Source organism: Evansella cellulosilytica DSM 2522 (assembly GCF_000177235.2).
Taxonomy (GTDB): Bacteria; Bacillota; Bacilli; order Bacillales; family Salisediminibacteriaceae; genus Evansella; species Evansella cellulosilytica.
The window spans coordinates 1657567-1673967 of the sequence record NC_014829.1 but is presented as its reverse complement, the minus strand read 5'-3'; the positions used below and the strand labels follow the sequence as shown (position 1 = coordinate 1673967).

15 protein-coding genes are annotated in these 16401 nt (G+C 35.2%); 8 read left to right on the top strand and 7 right to left on the bottom strand.

The window, feature by feature from the left end:
• Positions 1 to 13: 13 nt before the first annotated feature.
• Both hemE and BCELL_RS07465 read right to left on the bottom strand, forming a co-directional pair.
• Positions 14 to 1069 carry a uroporphyrinogen decarboxylase gene (gene hemE, locus BCELL_RS07470; RefSeq protein ID WP_013488079.1) on the bottom strand — a complete coding sequence of 352 codons (1056 nt, stop codon included), beginning with the start codon at positions 1067 to 1069 and terminating at the stop codon, positions 14 to 16.
• Between the two features lie 427 nt (positions 1070 to 1496).
• The gene (locus BCELL_RS07465; protein WP_013488078.1) at positions 1497 to 3656 is read right to left on the bottom strand and encodes a transglycosylase domain-containing protein; all 2160 of its coding nucleotides are present in this window, start codon (positions 3654 to 3656) and stop codon (positions 1497 to 1499) included.
• Positions 3657 to 4154: 498 nt separating this feature from the next.
• Here BCELL_RS07465 and BCELL_RS07460 point away from each other — a divergent pair, with 498 nt between their 5' ends.
• Together BCELL_RS07460 and BCELL_RS07455 are read left to right on the top strand one after the other, a co-directional pair.
• Positions 4155 to 4901, top strand: coding sequence for a cytochrome c biogenesis CcdA family protein (locus BCELL_RS07460; RefSeq protein ID WP_013488077.1), 747 nt, complete (start codon positions 4155 to 4157; stop codon positions 4899 to 4901).
• 227 nt (positions 4902 to 5128) lie between these two features.
• Positions 5129 to 6316, top strand: coding sequence for an amidohydrolase (locus tag BCELL_RS07455; RefSeq protein WP_013488076.1), 1188 nt, complete (start codon positions 5129 to 5131; stop codon positions 6314 to 6316).
• Between the two features lie 638 nt (positions 6317 to 6954).
• Here BCELL_RS07455 and BCELL_RS07450 read toward each other — a convergent pair.
• The 4 genes from BCELL_RS07450 to BCELL_RS07435 all read right to left on the bottom strand — a co-directional run bounded on the left by BCELL_RS07450 (position 6955) and on the right by BCELL_RS07435 (position 10990).
• Positions 6955 to 7680, bottom strand: a complete 726-nt coding sequence (locus tag BCELL_RS07450; protein WP_013488075.1) for an EcsC family protein — start codon at positions 7678 to 7680, stop codon at positions 6955 to 6957.
• 63 nt (positions 7681 to 7743) lie between these two features.
• On the bottom strand, positions 7744 to 8961 hold the full coding sequence (locus BCELL_RS07445) for an ABC transporter permease (RefSeq protein WP_013488074.1): 1218 nt from the start codon (positions 8959 to 8961) through the stop codon (positions 7744 to 7746).
• Position 8962: 1 nt separating this feature from the next.
• Positions 8963 to 9703 (bottom strand): ABC transporter ATP-binding protein, encoded by a 741-nt coding sequence (locus BCELL_RS07440; protein ID WP_013488073.1) that lies wholly within the window; start codon positions 9701 to 9703, stop codon positions 8963 to 8965.
• A gap of 126 nt (positions 9704 to 9829) precedes the next feature.
• The gene (locus BCELL_RS07435) at positions 9830 to 10990 is read right to left on the bottom strand and encodes an MFS transporter (RefSeq protein ID WP_013488072.1); all 1161 of its coding nucleotides are present in this window, start codon (positions 10988 to 10990) and stop codon (positions 9830 to 9832) included.
• Positions 10991 to 11106: 116 nt separating this feature from the next.
• Here BCELL_RS07435 and BCELL_RS07430 point away from each other — a divergent pair, with 116 nt between their 5' ends.
• The 5 genes from BCELL_RS07430 to BCELL_RS21555 all read left to right on the top strand — a co-directional run bounded on the left by BCELL_RS07430 (position 11107) and on the right by BCELL_RS21555 (position 15006).
• Complete coding sequence (locus BCELL_RS07430) at positions 11107 to 11538, top strand: HIT family protein (RefSeq protein WP_013488071.1); 432 nt, start codon at positions 11107 to 11109, stop codon at positions 11536 to 11538.
• A gap of 193 nt (positions 11539 to 11731) precedes the next feature.
• On the top strand, positions 11732 to 12811 hold the full coding sequence (gene serC, locus BCELL_RS07425; protein ID WP_013488070.1) for a 3-phosphoserine/phosphohydroxythreonine transaminase: 1080 nt from the start codon (positions 11732 to 11734) through the stop codon (positions 12809 to 12811).
• Positions 12812 to 12901: 90 nt separating this feature from the next.
• A complete protein-coding gene (locus BCELL_RS07420; protein ID WP_013488069.1) occupies positions 12902 to 13300 on the top strand; it encodes a hypothetical protein in 399 nt (132 codons plus the stop codon).
• 390 nt (positions 13301 to 13690) lie between these two features.
• On the top strand, positions 13691 to 14275 hold the full coding sequence (locus BCELL_RS07415) for an HTH-type transcriptional regulator Hpr (RefSeq protein ID WP_013488068.1): 585 nt from the start codon (positions 13691 to 13693) through the stop codon (positions 14273 to 14275).
• Between the two features lie 173 nt (positions 14276 to 14448).
• On the top strand, positions 14449 to 15006 hold the full coding sequence (locus BCELL_RS21555; protein ID WP_013488067.1) for a DUF3267 domain-containing protein: 558 nt from the start codon (positions 14449 to 14451) through the stop codon (positions 15004 to 15006).
• Between the two features lie 361 nt (positions 15007 to 15367).
• Here the strand turns inward: BCELL_RS21555 and BCELL_RS07405 are convergent, their stop codons facing one another.
• Positions 15368 to 15955 carry a YpmS family protein gene (locus BCELL_RS07405; protein WP_013488066.1) on the bottom strand — a complete coding sequence of 196 codons (588 nt, stop codon included), beginning with the start codon at positions 15953 to 15955 and terminating at the stop codon, positions 15368 to 15370.
• Positions 15956 to 16069: 114 nt separating this feature from the next.
• Here BCELL_RS07405 and BCELL_RS07400 point away from each other — a divergent pair, with 114 nt between their 5' ends.
• A complete protein-coding gene (locus BCELL_RS07400; protein ID WP_013488065.1) occupies positions 16070 to 16249 on the top strand; it encodes a hypothetical protein in 180 nt (59 codons plus the stop codon).
• The last annotated feature ends 152 nt before the right edge of the window (positions 16250 to 16401 follow it).

Sequence of the window (16401 nt, the reverse complement as noted above, 5' to 3'; positions counted from 1 at the left end):
TTAATGATGTTATTTATTTCAATACAGACATCTTCTCAGCTGAATATTCATGAACAAAACTAGTTAGTCGCTTCAGTGTTGCTGGTTGAATTTCTGGGAAGACACCATGTCCTAAATTAAAAATAAAGCCTGGTTGCTTCATACCTTCGTCTATAATTTCCTTTGCTTTTTCTTCAATCACATTCCAAGGTGCCATTAACACGCTAGGGTCTAAGTTTCCTTGAACTGCTTTTGTAATGCCATTCTCTCTCGCTTCTTTAATTGGATATCTCCAATCTAAGCCAACTACATCTAAAGGTAAATCGTGCCAATCACTAGTTAGATGACGCGCTCCTACGCCAAACATAATTAATGGTACGTCTTCCCCTTTAAGTTCTGTAAAAATACGATGCATCACTGGTTTTACAAACGTACGATAGTCTTCTTGATTTAATGCACCAACCCATGAGTCAAAAATTTGGATAGCTTGTGCACCAGCCTTAATTTGCGCCTTTACATATGAAATTGTCATACTTGCTAATTTGTCCATAAGTAAAAACCAAGCTTCTTTTTGAGAATACATAAATGATTTCGTTTGATTATAGTTTTTTGAAGGTCCACCTTCAATCATATAACTCGCTAATGTAAATGGTGCTCCACTAAAGCTGATCAGAGGTACTTCTAGCTGTCCTCGTAATATTTTTATCGTCTCTAAAACAAAATCCACATCTTTTTCAGGCGTAATTTCTCCTAGATTTGAAACATCCTTAATCGACTCAATTGGATTACTTATAACTGGACCTATACCAGACTTAATCTTCACATCAACACCAATCGCGGGTAGCGGCGTCATAATATCTTTATATAGAATTGCAGCATCGTTATTATACTGATCAACAGGAAGCTTCGTTACATATGCACAGGTCTCCGGTCGATGTGTAATTTCCTCAAGTGAATACTTCTTTTTAAGCTCTCTATATTCTGGCTGTGATCTTCCAGCCTGCCTCATATACCATACAGGCACGTGATCAACAGCCTCTTTTTTACACGCTTTTAAAAACAAATCATTAAAACTTTTTTCCTGACTCATTCGAGACACCCCTTAAACAGTTATGTATAAATCTAAATGAAAATAAATTTAGTAATTCGAAAGATCGCTTATAATATACATAGGTCATATCAGTTTGTACACAATTTCAGCGAAATTGTCACTAAATAGATACATTTTCAAATTGACACACTTCCTTCTAGTTTCAGGTCATTTTTGCATTCCTATTCACTAGAAACGACTATATTATACCCTTCTATATTTCAGAAACAAAACATGTTGCTTAAGAAGAAGTTGTCCAGTAAGGTATATAAGTCCTTGAAATGAGTGTTATCAACGCGTTTGCTATAAAAAACACTTTTAATATTTTCTGCGGTGTTTCATGCATTGCGTAAAGGTTGACTCAAAAGGTAAAAACATCGACCTTTGAGTCAACCTCTCCTTTCCTGCTATTAATTTGCCCATTTTACTAGGAAGCCTCATTTGAAAATAAATGAAACTCTGCTTTCGCAATGTTTGATGGTTCCCCTTCTCTTTCGATTTGTGGATTATAAGGAACAACAATATATGAATTTAACGAAAATAGATTAACTCGATTTATTGTATATTCAGTATCTGTAATTTCTGCTATTTTTTTTGTTCCTTCATCTGTTTTTTCATAAATAATATATTGAAGTCGCTCATCATCACTACCTGACCAGGAAAGGTTTACTTTCCCTCCAGACCAACTAAGGGAAGCTTTTGCCGATAAATCATGAATACCGACAAACCGAATTGGTGCATCTAAGTCTTCAATACCATTGGGAATATGAAATGCAACTTCTCTTTCTTCTTCATTTATCGATTGCGAGAGTACGTTTTTAAACAATGTTGTAGGTACACTACTACTTGCTGTTAAGAAGTTATTTTCATCTGTCCGATCATACCCCATCCAAATAGCCCCTGATAGTTCCGGGGTATAGCCTGCGAACCAAATATCTCGGTTGGCGCCTGCGACATTTTCATAAGCAGTAGTACCTGTTTTACCAGCTAAAGGACCATCGTAAACGCCCGTATTTCCGGTTCCATCAGAGACAACGGCCTCCAACATCCTTGTCATATACCAAGCTGTTTGTGGAGACAGCACTTCCATTTCAATGCCTTCATTTTGGGCAACGAGAACACCATTGCGATCATATATTGCTCTAATATAAAAAGGTTCTCTGTAATTTCCACTATTAGCATACGTGCTATAGGCTGCAGCTATTTGTAATGGACTTACACCATCGCGAATACCACCTAATGCGATTGCAAGACCGTTATCATCAAGAGGTATATTTTGCTTTTCTAGACTATTCTTGGCTACATCAGTACCTAGCTCATTTAAAAGCCAAACAGCTGGCGCATTTGCTGAATCTTTCATTGCATCGTAAATGGTTATTTCTCCCTCATACGTATTCGAAAAATTCCTAGGAATATAACCTCCATAATCTATTTCTTCATCAGGAATGATGGAATAAGGGTGAAATGTTCCCGTTTCTAGCGCTGGGGCAAATACAGCCAATGGTTTAAAAATAGAACCTGGCTGGCGTTTTGCATGTGCGCGATTGAACCCCTTGCGAACATATTCTCTTCCCCCTTGGACTGCAGCAACACCGCCTGTTTCATTACTAATAAGCACAATGCTACCTTCTACTATATTCTCTCCTGTTGAAGCAGGGAAATTATTTGGATCTTGGAACAAATCATAGGTCGTTTGTTGCAAATTACGATCCATTTCTACTACAATTCGATATCCACCTCTAAGGATTTCTTCCTCGGAGAGATGATACTTTTGTTCTGCCTCTTCTAATACTAAATCAATATAAGAATGATAAGCTGCATTATTCGTTTGTGCTACATGATTTACTGGAATATTCCTCCCTTGAAGACGTACAGCTTCTTCTGCCGATAAATAACCGTGACGCTCCATTAACCCTAAAACAACATTCCTTCGGTCCTTCCCTCTCTCTAAATCCTTTAGAGGAGAGAAGTGATTAGGAGCTTTCGGCAGCGCAGCTAATAACGCTCCTTCATCTACTGTTAGATCAGAAACATCCTTATTAAAATATAATTGACTTGCCGCTTGGATCCCGTAAGCCCCATGACCAAAATAAATGCGGTTTAAGTACATTTCCAAAATCTCGTCTTTTGAATACCTACTTTCCAAGTTAACTGCAATTAAAACTTCCTTCGTTTTTCTTAAGACCGTTTTTTCAGAAGAAAGAAACACATTTTTTGCCAACTGCTGCGTGATCGTACTCGCACCTTCTGCTTTAGAACGTGTGACGATATCTCTATATAAAGCCCGGCCAATTGATTTAAAGTCAATTCCTTGATGAGAATAAAACCGGTGATCTTCAACTGCGATAAAAGCATGCTTCACATGGTCTGGTATTTCATCGATAGATACTAGGTACCTATTTTCTAAATATAAATGACTAATAACCTCACCTTGGAAGTCCTCTACTGTTGTCGTTTCATTCATAACGAATTGTTTATTATCAATTGTATAATTCCCATAAAGTATAATACATAAATATAGCGTAAATCCTGTGATTACTGTTGTGAATAAAAAGGCAACACCAAAAATTATGCGTTTTTTCGACATAATTCCACCCCCTCTCTTCATATCATACTCTATCTATACATTTTTGAATATCATTAAGCTTTTTATATGAATATAGAAAAGTTAGTAACTTGCAGAATGACTTTTATATGAGTTATTGGTAGTATGAACGTAATAGCAAAAAAAATGATAAAAAAATCGGTTTAACAGCTTCACGAGGCTATTATAACGATTTTCTTTAAAGCAGTGGCATTTCGCCGTATCTCTTAAAGTACTAGTGAATGCTATTTTAGACTGAAAAACGTAAATATGTGAGGGCGCTGAAAAAGTTGCTCTGTACTTTTTCAGCGCCCTCTTCTCGTTATTACACACGGCGGAAAAAATTCATTGCCACGTTTTATTTTCAAAAGTTCTTTAAGCGGCACGAATGACAAATGATGATTTTTTATGTAGCATGTAGCTATACAATTATTCATAAAATAATATTTATAAAAAGCATAAAGCTTAGTAGCAGTTTACCGGAAAATGGAGGCTAATAAAATGACAGTTTTGAGTGTTTTTAATATAAGTGAATTTACATTTCTATCTATATGGATTGCTTTGTTTGCAGGCATAGTATCATTCCTTTCCCCTTGCGTTTTCCCTTTAGTACCTGCATATATAGCACAGCTTACTGGAAGCAACATTTCAAATAACGAAGTGATCGCAGATAGGAAACTAATATTAACAAGAAGCATCGGCTTTATTATCGGTTTCTCTTCCATTTTTTTAGTGCTTGGGTTTTATTCCTCCTATTTAGGTAGTTTATTTATCGAAAATAGCCAATTGCTAGAAAGACTTGGGGGCATCGTTATTGTGTTATTCGGCCTTCAATTGATGGGAATATTTAGTTTTAATTTCTTAATGAGTGAAAAAAGACTTATGAGGCCTTCTAAAACGACAAGCTTTGGACGCTCAATACTATTTGGACTTGTTTTTGCTGCGGGTTGGTCACCATGTATTGGATTAGTTTTAGGTTCTATTCTAGCACTTGCTTCACAAAGTGGTGGTGCTTTTGGTGGCGTAATATTATTACTAGTTTATTCTCTCGGATTAGGTATTCCGTTTTTAATAGTTGCGATGCTTTATTCCAAGTCTTTAGAAAAAATTAGAAATATTAATCGATACTTACCAATTATTCAAAAGGCTAGTGGCGTTATTATGATCTTATTAGGTGTTATGCTATTTACTGGATTATTTTCAAGATTAGCAGCATATTTAGCAAGGTTTATTCCTTTTTACTTATAATTATCAACAGGTTGATAAGAAAAGCGAGGTTGACTCAGAAGGTCGATTTTTACCTTTCGAGTCAACCTCTCTTCATACTCTCCCCTTCAAAAATATCTTCTTCTAAAATAGATTTCTACTAAATAAGAATGAATAAGCAAACAATTAATCTTTTTTCGATAAAGGATTTAAAACTAATTATGTCGAATTACGAAATAATGCTGAATTTTTGAAGGAGCTGCGATAATATGATTGAAAAATTAGATGAAATACTAGAAGAAAACTTTCATGAGATGGTTAGTGTAAGAAGGTATTTACATCAACATCCTGAACTCTCGTTTAAAGAAGTGGAAACCCCTAAATATATAGCAAACTACCACAGAAATTTAGGGAGTGATGTAAAAGAATTTGTTGGAGGTAGAGGCGTAGTGGCTACTTTAAAGGGAAAACTCCCTGGACCAACAGTCGCTTTAAGAGCCGATTTTGACGCATTACCTATCCAAGAGGAGAACGATCTTCCATATAAATCCCTCGTCCCTGGGGTCATGCATGCATGTGGACATGATGGACATACCGCACAATTACTATTGCTTGCAAAAGCACTTCATGCTATTAAAGACAAATTAGCAGGTACTGTAGTATTTATTCATCAACATGCGGAAGAGTATGCACCTGGTGGGGCAATAGATATGATTAAAGACGGATGTTTAGAAGGGGTAGATGTCATATTTGGAACACACCTCTGGGCAACTGAACCGTTAGGGAAGGTTCAATACAACACAGGAGCATTAATGGCTGCTGCAGACCGTTTTGAAATTGTGGTTAAAGGGAAAGGCGGTCACGGTGCTCAGCCGCATTATACAAAAGATGCGATATTAATTGGGAGTCAAATCGTCCAATCTCTTCAGCATATCGTAAGCCGGCGAGTAGATCCTTTAGACTCTGTCGTTATTAGTTTCGGCGCATTTGAAGCAAAGAATGCCTTTAATGTCATTGCCGACACTGCCAAGCTTGAGGGCACAGTGCGAACATTCGATGAAGGCGTTCAAAATAATGTGATTAATTATATGAAAGAAGTGATAGACGGTATTGCTCAGAGCTATGGTGCTACGGCTCAATTTAACTATTACAAGGGCTATCCCGCTCTCATTAATCATCATGATGAAGGCGAGCTTGTGAAAGAAGTTTCACTAAATACTCCTAGTATTAAGGAAGTAGAATACGCAAAACCACAAATGGGTGGGGAAGACTTTAGCTATTACTTGCAGCACGTGAAAGGCGCATTCTTTTTTACAGGTGCAATGGCCCCAGATACAGTTGATCCTTATCCACATCACCATCCGAAATTTAATTTCGATGAAAAAGCGATGCTACATGCAGCAAAATTACTTGGTAGACTAACGATAAAAGCGTTTGACGAATATAAACGAGGTTGAAAAGGTTAACAGGTACCGTTACCTACTGCAAAACTATCATTTCCATACCGAAATGTAAGTGAAACTGTATATTAAATTGCGCTGTATTTTGCAGCGCTTTTTGTTTATAAAAAATAACTCAGTTCAATTTAAACCGAGTTGCAACTTATGTTTGAATATATTTCTTTCTTCAACGCTTCACGTTTGTTCAATAAACCCAAGATTCATTATCCCTCCTCCATAAGAGAAGGGCACTGAAAAAGTGAAAAACTTGCTGTTACGTTGCATTAATATTCAATATATCTCATTTTAGGGGAAGTTGATGAGACCGGAGCAAGCGAGACTCCTGTGGGATCAAAGGCAGGGGTGAGACCCCGCAGACCGCAGGTCAAGGAGGCTCACCAGCCGCCCACGGAAAGCGAGTTTGCACAGGTATCATCAACTTCTATATTCAAACAACCTTATATTTATTAGTATACCCTTTGAATTTAAGTACTTTTTCAGTAGCCTTGTGTTCTTTCACTTTTTCAGTGTCCCTAAGAGGGCGTTCCCACTCCGACCAATGAAGGAATCAAGAACATGTGTTGATATTATAAGGCCCAAACTACCCATAATTTTGATATAGCACGAAAAATAATGTTTTATATACAACTCTTAACTTATCTTAACATGCGGTATCGAAAGCTATTTTTAGCATGATCAGCTAATAAATCTAAGAACTTATAATTGGCAATTGCACCGACTATCGCGCCAAATCCAGGGATTAATTGCATCATTTTAGGTAGATCGATAAAATCTCGATATTCCAGCTGGAAAGTCTTCCAATCAATACTGTTTAAATGTCCTTTCTCTTCCGGCAGTTGTTTAAAAGTTGCTTTCCAATTTTTTATTCTCTTTAGCGCTGCAAGTTTTTTTTCTTCCTTAGAAAAAGCGAGCTGAAAAATAGACAGTAAAAATAGTCTTTCACGATAATCAGAAACATCATGACCATATATTTTGGCTGAATCAAAGAGAAACTTCATTTTAATACTCAATAATAAAGGGAAATCTGCCATTCCAAGGAGAATTCCTCCAGCACCAGTACCTGCCCCTTCTAATGCTGCAGTACGCTTATACTTTTCGATAACTTTCTCGAGTTCTCTTTCTCTTTCCTCTAAGGTAAGGTTTGTCATTACTTTTTGGTCTGAAAAGTAATCACTCCCGAACAAAGTAGCTTTAACCATTTGCTTCACACTTTCAGCTACTGTTTGATGAAAGCGCTCTGGAATTTTAGCATTAATCTTATTTTGCCACCCTTTTGTCAGTTTGCTCGTTACAGATGGAGGTCGCTTAATTCTTCTTTCCCACCTATCAAGCTCCCTTTCTACCTTATCTATATAAGTCATGACGCCCCTCCCCTTATTCAATAAAATAATGATATTGATATGGAAGTAGTTTTATGCATCATTTTATTGCTTCGCATAAACTCTTTTCAGTAACAGGACGCTATGTATTATATACACCGTCAAGGTCATAACAAAAACAAACAAAGCCTCATATAAGCTATACATGATAGAACTAGATAAACTAAAAATAAGCGCTTGAAATGTCCCCAGTATATATAGCCAATATTGATGGCTTCTAAATTTTTCTTTCATAGAAACTGGATAAATTTCTACCATACTACTCGTATCAAAATGATGCTTTAAAGTTTGAATCTGTAAAGCTGTCATGTAAGAAAATAAAATGACAATAAACCAACGTCCCCAGTCTATTTCAATAACGCTAACAAATAAAATAGCGAGTAACGTCAACCTAATGTAAATTCCGAAATAATCGTTTGATCGTGTAAATGCTCGGATAAATAAATAATGGTAAACGTGTGCCTTTTTATATTTTACGAATGAAAACAGAAACGATAACCATTTTCTCGGTCGAACTTTAGATTTTAATACTGGAACATCCGTGAATGAGTTTGCAATTCTATAAAAAGTCATGACAGTTTGATTTTCAATTTCAACGAGTCTTTCCCACTTTAAGCTATGTGTTTTTCCGAGCTTCTGAAAATAGCCGAAATAAAAAATGACTAATAAAAGGACTAGTGCACCAATAAAAAAGATTGATTGAAATGTAAACAATGCGTAAATCGTAATCGCATTTAAACCAAGTCTGATAAATCCATGAAGATAGTAACGATTTTTTTCTTGAAGCCTCTGTTCTTCAAAGCTAGTCATTAAATTCCAACACTTTAAAAAGCTAAGGAAACAAAGGATTGTAAGCATAAAGGCTCCAGAAGAATGAATACGGTCAAAAAATAAAGGTGCTAATAATAAAAATAGGAAAGAAAGATACACTGTTTCCATTCCCCAGCTGTAGTACATAGCAGAACGAAAATACGAAGAGAGCTTTTTTTCAGTAGGTGTTAAAAAGAACAAGTCTCCTTGCTTAGCAAAAGTTCTCACTCTTCCCCTCGTAATCATCCATGTAAAAACAATCGTAAAAAAAATTGTTGCTGGAAACGTCTCTGGTAACCATTGTAGAAATTTCCCGTAATAATAGCTACCAAAAACAAATAAAAGGTATAGCGCAAACAAAAAGCCACTATTTCCGATCAGCTTTAAGTATTTTATCGCCATTCCCCAATAATCTGCTCTACGCTTTATCCAAATTTGCTTATCGTTCACCATATTATTCATCTTCCTTTGTCATCACTACGTAAATCTCATCTAAATCTGCGCCTGGCATGTTCGCTTGCTGTTGCAATTCTTTTAATGTGCCTTGTAAAACAATTTTCCCTTCATGAAGTAATATAAATCGATCACAGTATTTTTCCGCAGTAGCTAAAATATGTGTAGACATTAACACACCACATCCTTGACGTTTCATTTCAACCATGCGATCTAAGAAAGATTTAATTCCAATAGGATCTAAACCTACAAACGGCTCATCGGCTACATATAATGAGGGTCTCACTAAAAATGCGCACATAATCATGACCTTTTGTCGCATTCCTTTTGAAAAATAAGATGGAAACCACTTTTTCATTTTTTCCATCCTAAACTCCTTTAAAAGTGAGTCCGCTCTCTCTTTAAATGTTTCTTCATCAATATGATAAGCCATTGCAGTCAACTCTAAATGCTCCCAAAGTGTCATTTCATCATAGAGTAATGGCATCTCTGGAATATATGCTAACGCTTGACGATAGTCATCTCCGCTTTCAGCCCAAGTTTTTCCGAGCAAGCGCACTTCCCCCTTGTGAGGTTCCATTAAGCCTAAAATATGTTTAATCGTTGTACTTTTCCCCGCACCATTTAATCCAATTAAACCTACAATCTCATGACTATTAACAGAAAAAGAAATATCATGTAAAACTGGTCGAGTACGTTGGTAACCACCCTGCAATTGATTTATATGTAATAATGATTCCATCTATTTAATGCCCCTTCCGCATATTACAGTTATCACTCTACTACCACCTTTTAACCTACTATATCTAATTTATAAGAGATTTTAAAGAGATGATATAGAGGACAAGCTATTTACTATATAGGTTCGTTAATTGTGTGTCATCTCCTCTTTTTTTTGCACCTTAAAAAATAACATTCCATATATGATAATAACAAACATTAAAACTATCCAAGCGATAAAATATGGAGATACAATAGATCGTATTAGTCCGGCAATAAATGGAGATGTAATCGTCCCTACAGAAAATACGGCTGATAAAAAGGCAAAAGCTTTACCTCGATTTCCCTCACTGACTACATCCGTCACTAAAGTCATAATTGCAGGCATCGTAATTCCTATTGATGCACCAAACAATAATAAGCTTGAAAAAGGTGGTATACTTCCAGAAAACATCATCCAGCATAGCGCAGTTGAAAGCATTATTAACCCTAAAAATGCTCGTATTCTTGCTGTTAAATAATGTAGAAATACAACCATCAATATGCATAAAGTTCCTAGCCCCATTACTCCGGCCATTCTTCCAACATAATCTTTAGACATTCCTTGTTCAACCGATAAAAATGGTAGCTCATACATTAACGTACCTTGTGCAAACATGAGAGCAAAAGCTGCTAAAAAAACCGGAAGCAAAGGCTTATATAACACGAACTGAATAATACTTAACTTTTTATCTTGCTTTCCAGATACTTTCAAAGGCTTTTGAGTAAGAAATAATACAGCTAATAAAAATGATATAAAAGTAATAACACTGATCATGAAATAAGCACCTGTAGAACCAAATCTATCACCTAGCATCCCACCTAATACTGGCGCTATCGTCATAGCAATCGTCACTACAAATGTATTCATTGCCATGTTTTTACTTTGCGAATGACTATTTTTTGCAAATGAAGAAAGCATCGTCATACACGCTGGTGTTAGGAATGCTAATATAAAGCCATTAATCACCCGTAATAGGAACAAATGATAAGTCTCTGTTATGAAAGTATGGGCAAATAATGATAAAGATAAAAGAAGAAGTGGAAATACGATAAATATTTTTGTACCGAATCTATCAATAAAAGAGCCAGCAACGATATTACCAGTTAAATTAATAAACGACGTCGTGCTAAGCATCACGCCAACTAAAAAGCTTCCTGCTCCTAAAGAGACAGCTAATGGAGTAAAAACTGGAAATTGCATGTGAATACTTACAAAAATTAAGAACAGAATGAGAAATAAGACTCCTTTTTCTTTACTACTATTCATAAAGACAACCCCCTTCTCCACAATAAATATGAAGAAAACACCTCTATTAGACATGCTTTTTCGTTTTGAGGATAATTGTGGTAATATAAGTGAAAATGTTTAAAGAGGTGATTGAGATGGCAAAATCAGATTCATGTATATTTTGCAAAATTATTAACAAAGACATCCCATCAGCAAAAGTGTACGAAGATGATAACGTCTATGCATTTTTAGATTTAAGTCAAGTAACAAAAGGCCACACACTCGTAATCCCCAAAAATCATGAGGAAAACGTTTATGAACTTTCAGAGAAAAATTGCGAAGCTGTTTTTAAAGCAGTACCAAAAATTGCGAGAGCTATTAAAGCTACGTATGAGCCAGAAGGATTAAATTTATTAAACAATAATGGCGAAGCCGCAGGTCAATCTGTATTCCATTATCACGTTCATCTTATTCCGCGCTATGGAAAAGGAGATGGATTTGGAGCAGTATGGCATGACCATAGTAAAGAGTATTCTAATGAAGATCTGCAAGACATCGCCAAAGAAATCTCTACTAAAATCTATTAGTATTAACAAATGAAGATGTCCTTTTCATTCCAGGGGACATCTCCATTTTTAAAATATGGCATTTTTTTGACAACAACGTGAACCTTTCTACATATTTCTATCTTTTTTTACTTAATTACTTTAATTCGAAAAAGGAAAATGGGTGTTAAAATAGAATATATACGTATATAACATTTTAACGGAGGAATTATTTATGACTATTTACAATTTTAACGCAGGCCCTAGTGCCCTTCCGCAGGAAGTCATTGAAAAAGCACAGAAATCGTTATTTAATTTTGAAAATTCAGGATTGTCTGTTATGGAAATGAGTCATCGCAGTCCTATGTATGAGGAGATTCATTTTGGAGCGATTTCAAGTATAAAAGAAATATTAAATATTCCAGATGACTTTGAAATTTTATTGCTTCAAGGTGGTGCAAGTATGCAATTTGCTATGCTCCCTATGAACTTCTTACAGTCAGAGCAAAGCGCTGCATATGTTTTATCAGGGTCATGGTCAGAAAAAGCACTAAAAGAGGCTGGTCGTATTGGCGATGCTTACGTGCTTTCGTCCTCAAAGGAAGATAATTACAAATCAATCCCAACAATCGAATTTGATAGTGTAAAAGAAAACACAAGCTATATTCACTTAACATCGAATAATACCATTTTCGGTACTCAATGGCAGGAACTACCTGAAAAACAGCGTACACCTATTTTTGTAGATGCTTCTAGTGATATTTTTAGCAAACGAATAAATTGGAATAACGTTGATGTACTTTACGCAGGTGCACAGAAGAATGCAGGACCATCAGGGGTAACAGTTGTTATAATGAGAAAGACGTTACTAGAACAATCGAATACAAGCATCCCACAAATTTTAACTTACAATACACATGCAAAAGCAGATTCACTTTACCATACACCACCTACGGGGTCTATTTACGTATTAGGTCTTGTTATGAATTGGATAAAGGAAAACGGTGGTATTGAAGGAATGGAATCGAGAGCTTCAAATAAAGCTGCATTATTATATGATGTTATTGATAATAGTAACCAATTTTATGTTGGACATGCTTTAGTTAATAGCCGTTCATTAATGAATGTTACATTTAGATTAAGCGACGAAAATTTAGAAAAGAAGTTCCTTCAAGAAGCGAAAGAATTTGGCTTTGAAGGGGTGAAAGGTCACCGCTCTGTAGGAGGATGTCGGGCATCCATTTATAATGCTGTTCCTGTTGATCACGTAGAAAAATTAGCTCATTTCATGAAAGAATTTCAAAATAGCCATTAGTACACTAAGAACTTATCGTTGGAAAATGTTAGGGGGAGAAACTATATATGTATAGTTCTCCTTCTTTAACAAATAAGGGGGAGTCTAAAAGTGAAGAAAACTTCTACTTTTATTTTAGGTACGGTTGCAGGAGCCTCGATCGTGTCGGGAGCACTTGTTTTTTATAATGATCGTGAAAGGTCTATACCACTAAGTAGCAGTAATATCAATCAGTATAAAGAAATAATACGGAATAGATGTATCAACCTTAAAGAGGAAATACAAGAGCTGCTCGAGATGAAAGAGGAGATCCATGAGCTAGCCTTAACGTATATGAAAGATAAGCTTCCCGTCATTCAAGAGAAGCTACAATCGATTATCAATAGTGTTCAACCATCTATTGAAGATGCATTTCATTATATTCAAGAAAAAATAAAGCCTTTGGTGGAAAAGCTAGTTGCAAAAGTGAAAGAACTTGTGAATCGTAATAACCCACAAACTGTTCACTAAATAACAGGTTGACTCAACAGGTTGATTTTTACTTATTGAGTCAACCTTTATGCAATACGCGTAGCTAGCACAGAAATTTAAAAGCCATCATTTAATGTTTTTTTATTGAAGTTTAGTCATTAATTTTATTATCTTATGCAAAAAATCTGTTAGTTTTATTTTTTTTATCATTAATGTGATTGCTGCCCTTCTTAATGAAGGCAGCTTATCAACATATTCACAAGGGCAAGACACTTAATTTGACCTTTTAAAAAATTTTCAGAAAATACTGAAAGGCTATTGAGAAAAAATATTACATTATGTTATGATGTTAATATCATTTTCCTAGAAAAATAATGAATTTTTAGAGAATATTTATTTTTAACGGAAATTCAGGGATGGAGGGACACTATGGAGCAACAACAATTACAATCCATTAAACAATCCATTATGTTTAGTCATAAAGTTGCTCAATTGAGTAAAGCTTTATGGAAGATGGTAGAAAAGGATTGGCAGAATTGGATTAAACCTTATGACTTAAACATTAACGAGCACCATATATTGTGGATTGCTTATCATCTAGAAGGTGCTTCCATTTCTGATATTGCCAAGTTTGGTGTGATGCATGTTTCTACGGCATTCAATTTCTCGAAAAAATTAGAGGAGCGAGGATTACTAACTTTTTCAAAACGTCAAACAGATAAGCGCAACACTTACGTATTTTTAACCCAAGAAGGTGAATCACTTTTTATTGAAACATTAGAGGCTTATAATCCAACAAACTCAGGCGTATATAACGGAGCACTGCCGATTAAAGAACTTTACGGTAAGTTCCCAGAATTTTCTGAATTACTTAGTATTATTAAGCATATTTATGGCCCTGATTTTATGAGTATTTTTGAAAATTCAATTACAAAAATTGAAGCTGAGTTTGATGAGGTTGATGGGAAATTAGTTTCTAACCTCTCTAGTGAAGAAGAAGCCAAATCTTCTTAAATAAGCGTTTCTGGAGTAATAATCTAATGATTAACACTCGGTACACACTAATAAAGTGTGACTTAAAAGGTTAAATTAACCTCTTGAGTCACACTTTTTTTGAAAAAAGTACTTGATTTCTTGTTCATACTGGCGTAAATTACTATGGTGTACTTGAACGAGAGGTGAAATCCATGAATTGCTGGAGAACGATTTCTATAGAGGATGAGTTTGGAAAAGATCGTCTATGGTGTATGTCAATTTTTGTTATGCTTTTCTATTTTATTTTACATTTTGTTATATTTAGAACATTTATCACGCAAAGCGAAGTGCTTAATGACTTAGGGTTAATATTCTTAGTGTTTCTTATTCTTATAGTTGGCCCAACACATGTATTTTTACATTGCTTACCGATTTGGTTATTTGGTAAAAAAGCAGCTTTTTCGATACGTAAAAGTAGATGGCCTTTTATTTATTTTTCTTCCAAGCAGGCACTATCCAAACAACTGATTTTATTATCAATGAGCTTACCAACGATAACGATTACGGCTGTATGTATATCACTATCATTCTATTTCCCTCAATGGGTTCATTATTTTGCAATGATTGCAGCACTAAATATGGGGATGAGTGTGAATGATTTACTCAATTTAAAACAAATTAGCTGTGCTCCGAAATCTGCAGTGATAGAAGAACACCAAAATGGCTATCACATCTTGTGTCAGAACCAGTTTATTGATAACCGTTCATAGTGTTATAGAGGTTGACTCTGGTTGAAAGGACACTGAAAAAGTGAAAAACTTGCTATCTTGTTGCAATTCAATATACCTAATGATAGAAAAAGTTGATGAGACCCGAGCAAGCGAAATAACTGTCTCTTCCTCTACGAGCATATGCTTTGAAGCGTATCCGTCGAGACAACTCGTAGCATTAGCGACGAAGCGACGCTCGTTCTTGCGGGAGAAAAGGCAGGGGTGAGACTACGTAAATGCAAAGCATCAAGGAGGCTCACCAGCCGCCCGCGGAAAACGAGTTTGCACAGGTCTCATCAATGTCTATATTATAACAACCCTTATAGGACACCCACTTATTCGCTTTTTTAATCTGATATGTTTAAGAAAGAAACAGACGCATTTTAATATTATTGTCTTGCAAATTAAACGTATCAATTTTAATTTGAACATCCTCAGATATGCCATTAACTAAATCTAAATAAAATTTTCTTTCCTCTGGATAAATATAAATCCACTCTGGTAAATCAACTGTATTTCTTAACAAAACAAATACTGTTTCTGCTGGCAACGTATAATTTCCAATCATAAATGACCTTTCTACCAGTTCTAAGTTCCCATTATTTGTGATATGAGGATCAAATTCCATTTGTAATGGTATCGTTACTCCAAAAGCATTAATTTCTGTTCGAATATGAACATATTCCTCTAAATATAGGTGAAAGTTATTATTCGAATGTCCATCCTTCTCTAATTGTTGTTGCAACCAAACATTTACATCATCGACAGTAGTACTTATTTGAAATTCTGCCCCCTCCAATTCTCTTTCGTCTGAAATAATAAACGATTCTCCTTCTACAGTTAATAAACGATAAAATATAAAACTACACACAATGATAATAAGCAAAATAGATGATAATAAAGTAAAAAAGGCCCATTTCCACTTATTAACTCCTCTTCTTTTATACACTTTACACCTCCAAAAATTTAATTAAGTATAATGAATTTTACCAGATCACTATTCAATTTAAACATAATTTGTTAAAGTTATAAGGAGTCTACCTAAATAATTGGGGGTTAATAGATGTATATACCTTTTTTTATATTTGCCAGCTTTTATTTATTTGTTATTAACTCAATGACAAATACGCTATGTATACAGAAGGAAATACCTGAAGAAAAACAATCGAAAGTCTTTCGTACAATTAATGTACTTATAACTATTCTTTTAACTTCTTCATTTTTCCGTATTTTCGTTGTTTAAGAGATAGTTTGTACTTATATATAAACACAAACGTTTCTCACAGTATTCAAAAATGGGGTGACTCTATAGGTGAATTCCCACCTATTGAGTCACCTTTTTTCTTATTTTCTCCTCTTCAGACCGCTGACTTTCTGAAGCTAAACAGATTTCAT

Bases quoted from the DNA above. Each gene is read 5' to 3' on its own strand.
- hemE (WP_013488079.1), bottom strand. From the start codon at position 1,069: ATGAGTCAGGAAAAAAGTTTTAATGATTTGTTTTTAAAAGCGTGTAAA.
- BCELL_RS07465 (WP_013488078.1), bottom strand. From the start codon at position 3,656: ATGTCGAAAAAACGCATAATTTTTGGTGTTGCCTTTTTATTCACAACA.
- BCELL_RS07460 (WP_013488077.1), top strand. From the start codon at position 4,155: ATGACAGTTTTGAGTGTTTTTAATATAAGTGAATTTACATTTCTATCT.
- BCELL_RS07455 (WP_013488076.1), top strand. From the start codon at position 5,129: ATGATTGAAAAATTAGATGAAATACTAGAAGAAAACTTTCATGAGATG.
- BCELL_RS07450 (WP_013488075.1), bottom strand. From the start codon at position 7,680: ATGACTTATATAGATAAGGTAGAAAGGGAGCTTGATAGGTGGGAAAGA.
- BCELL_RS07445 (WP_013488074.1), bottom strand. From the start codon at position 8,961: ATGGTGAACGATAAGCAAATTTGGATAAAGCGTAGAGCAGATTATTGG.
- BCELL_RS07440 (WP_013488073.1), bottom strand. From the start codon at position 9,703: ATGGAATCATTATTACATATAAATCAATTGCAGGGTGGTTACCAACGT.
- BCELL_RS07435 (WP_013488072.1), bottom strand. From the start codon at position 10,990: ATGAATAGTAGTAAAGAAAAAGGAGTCTTATTTCTCATTCTGTTCTTA.
- BCELL_RS07430 (WP_013488071.1), top strand. From the start codon at position 11,107: ATGGCAAAATCAGATTCATGTATATTTTGCAAAATTATTAACAAAGAC.
- serC (WP_013488070.1), top strand. From the start codon at position 11,732: ATGACTATTTACAATTTTAACGCAGGCCCTAGTGCCCTTCCGCAGGAA.
- BCELL_RS07415 (WP_013488068.1), top strand. From the start codon at position 13,691: ATGGAGCAACAACAATTACAATCCATTAAACAATCCATTATGTTTAGT.
- BCELL_RS21555 (WP_013488067.1), top strand. From the start codon at position 14,449: ATGAATTGCTGGAGAACGATTTCTATAGAGGATGAGTTTGGAAAAGAT.
- BCELL_RS07400 (WP_013488065.1), top strand. From the start codon at position 16,070: ATGTATATACCTTTTTTTATATTTGCCAGCTTTTATTTATTTGTTATT.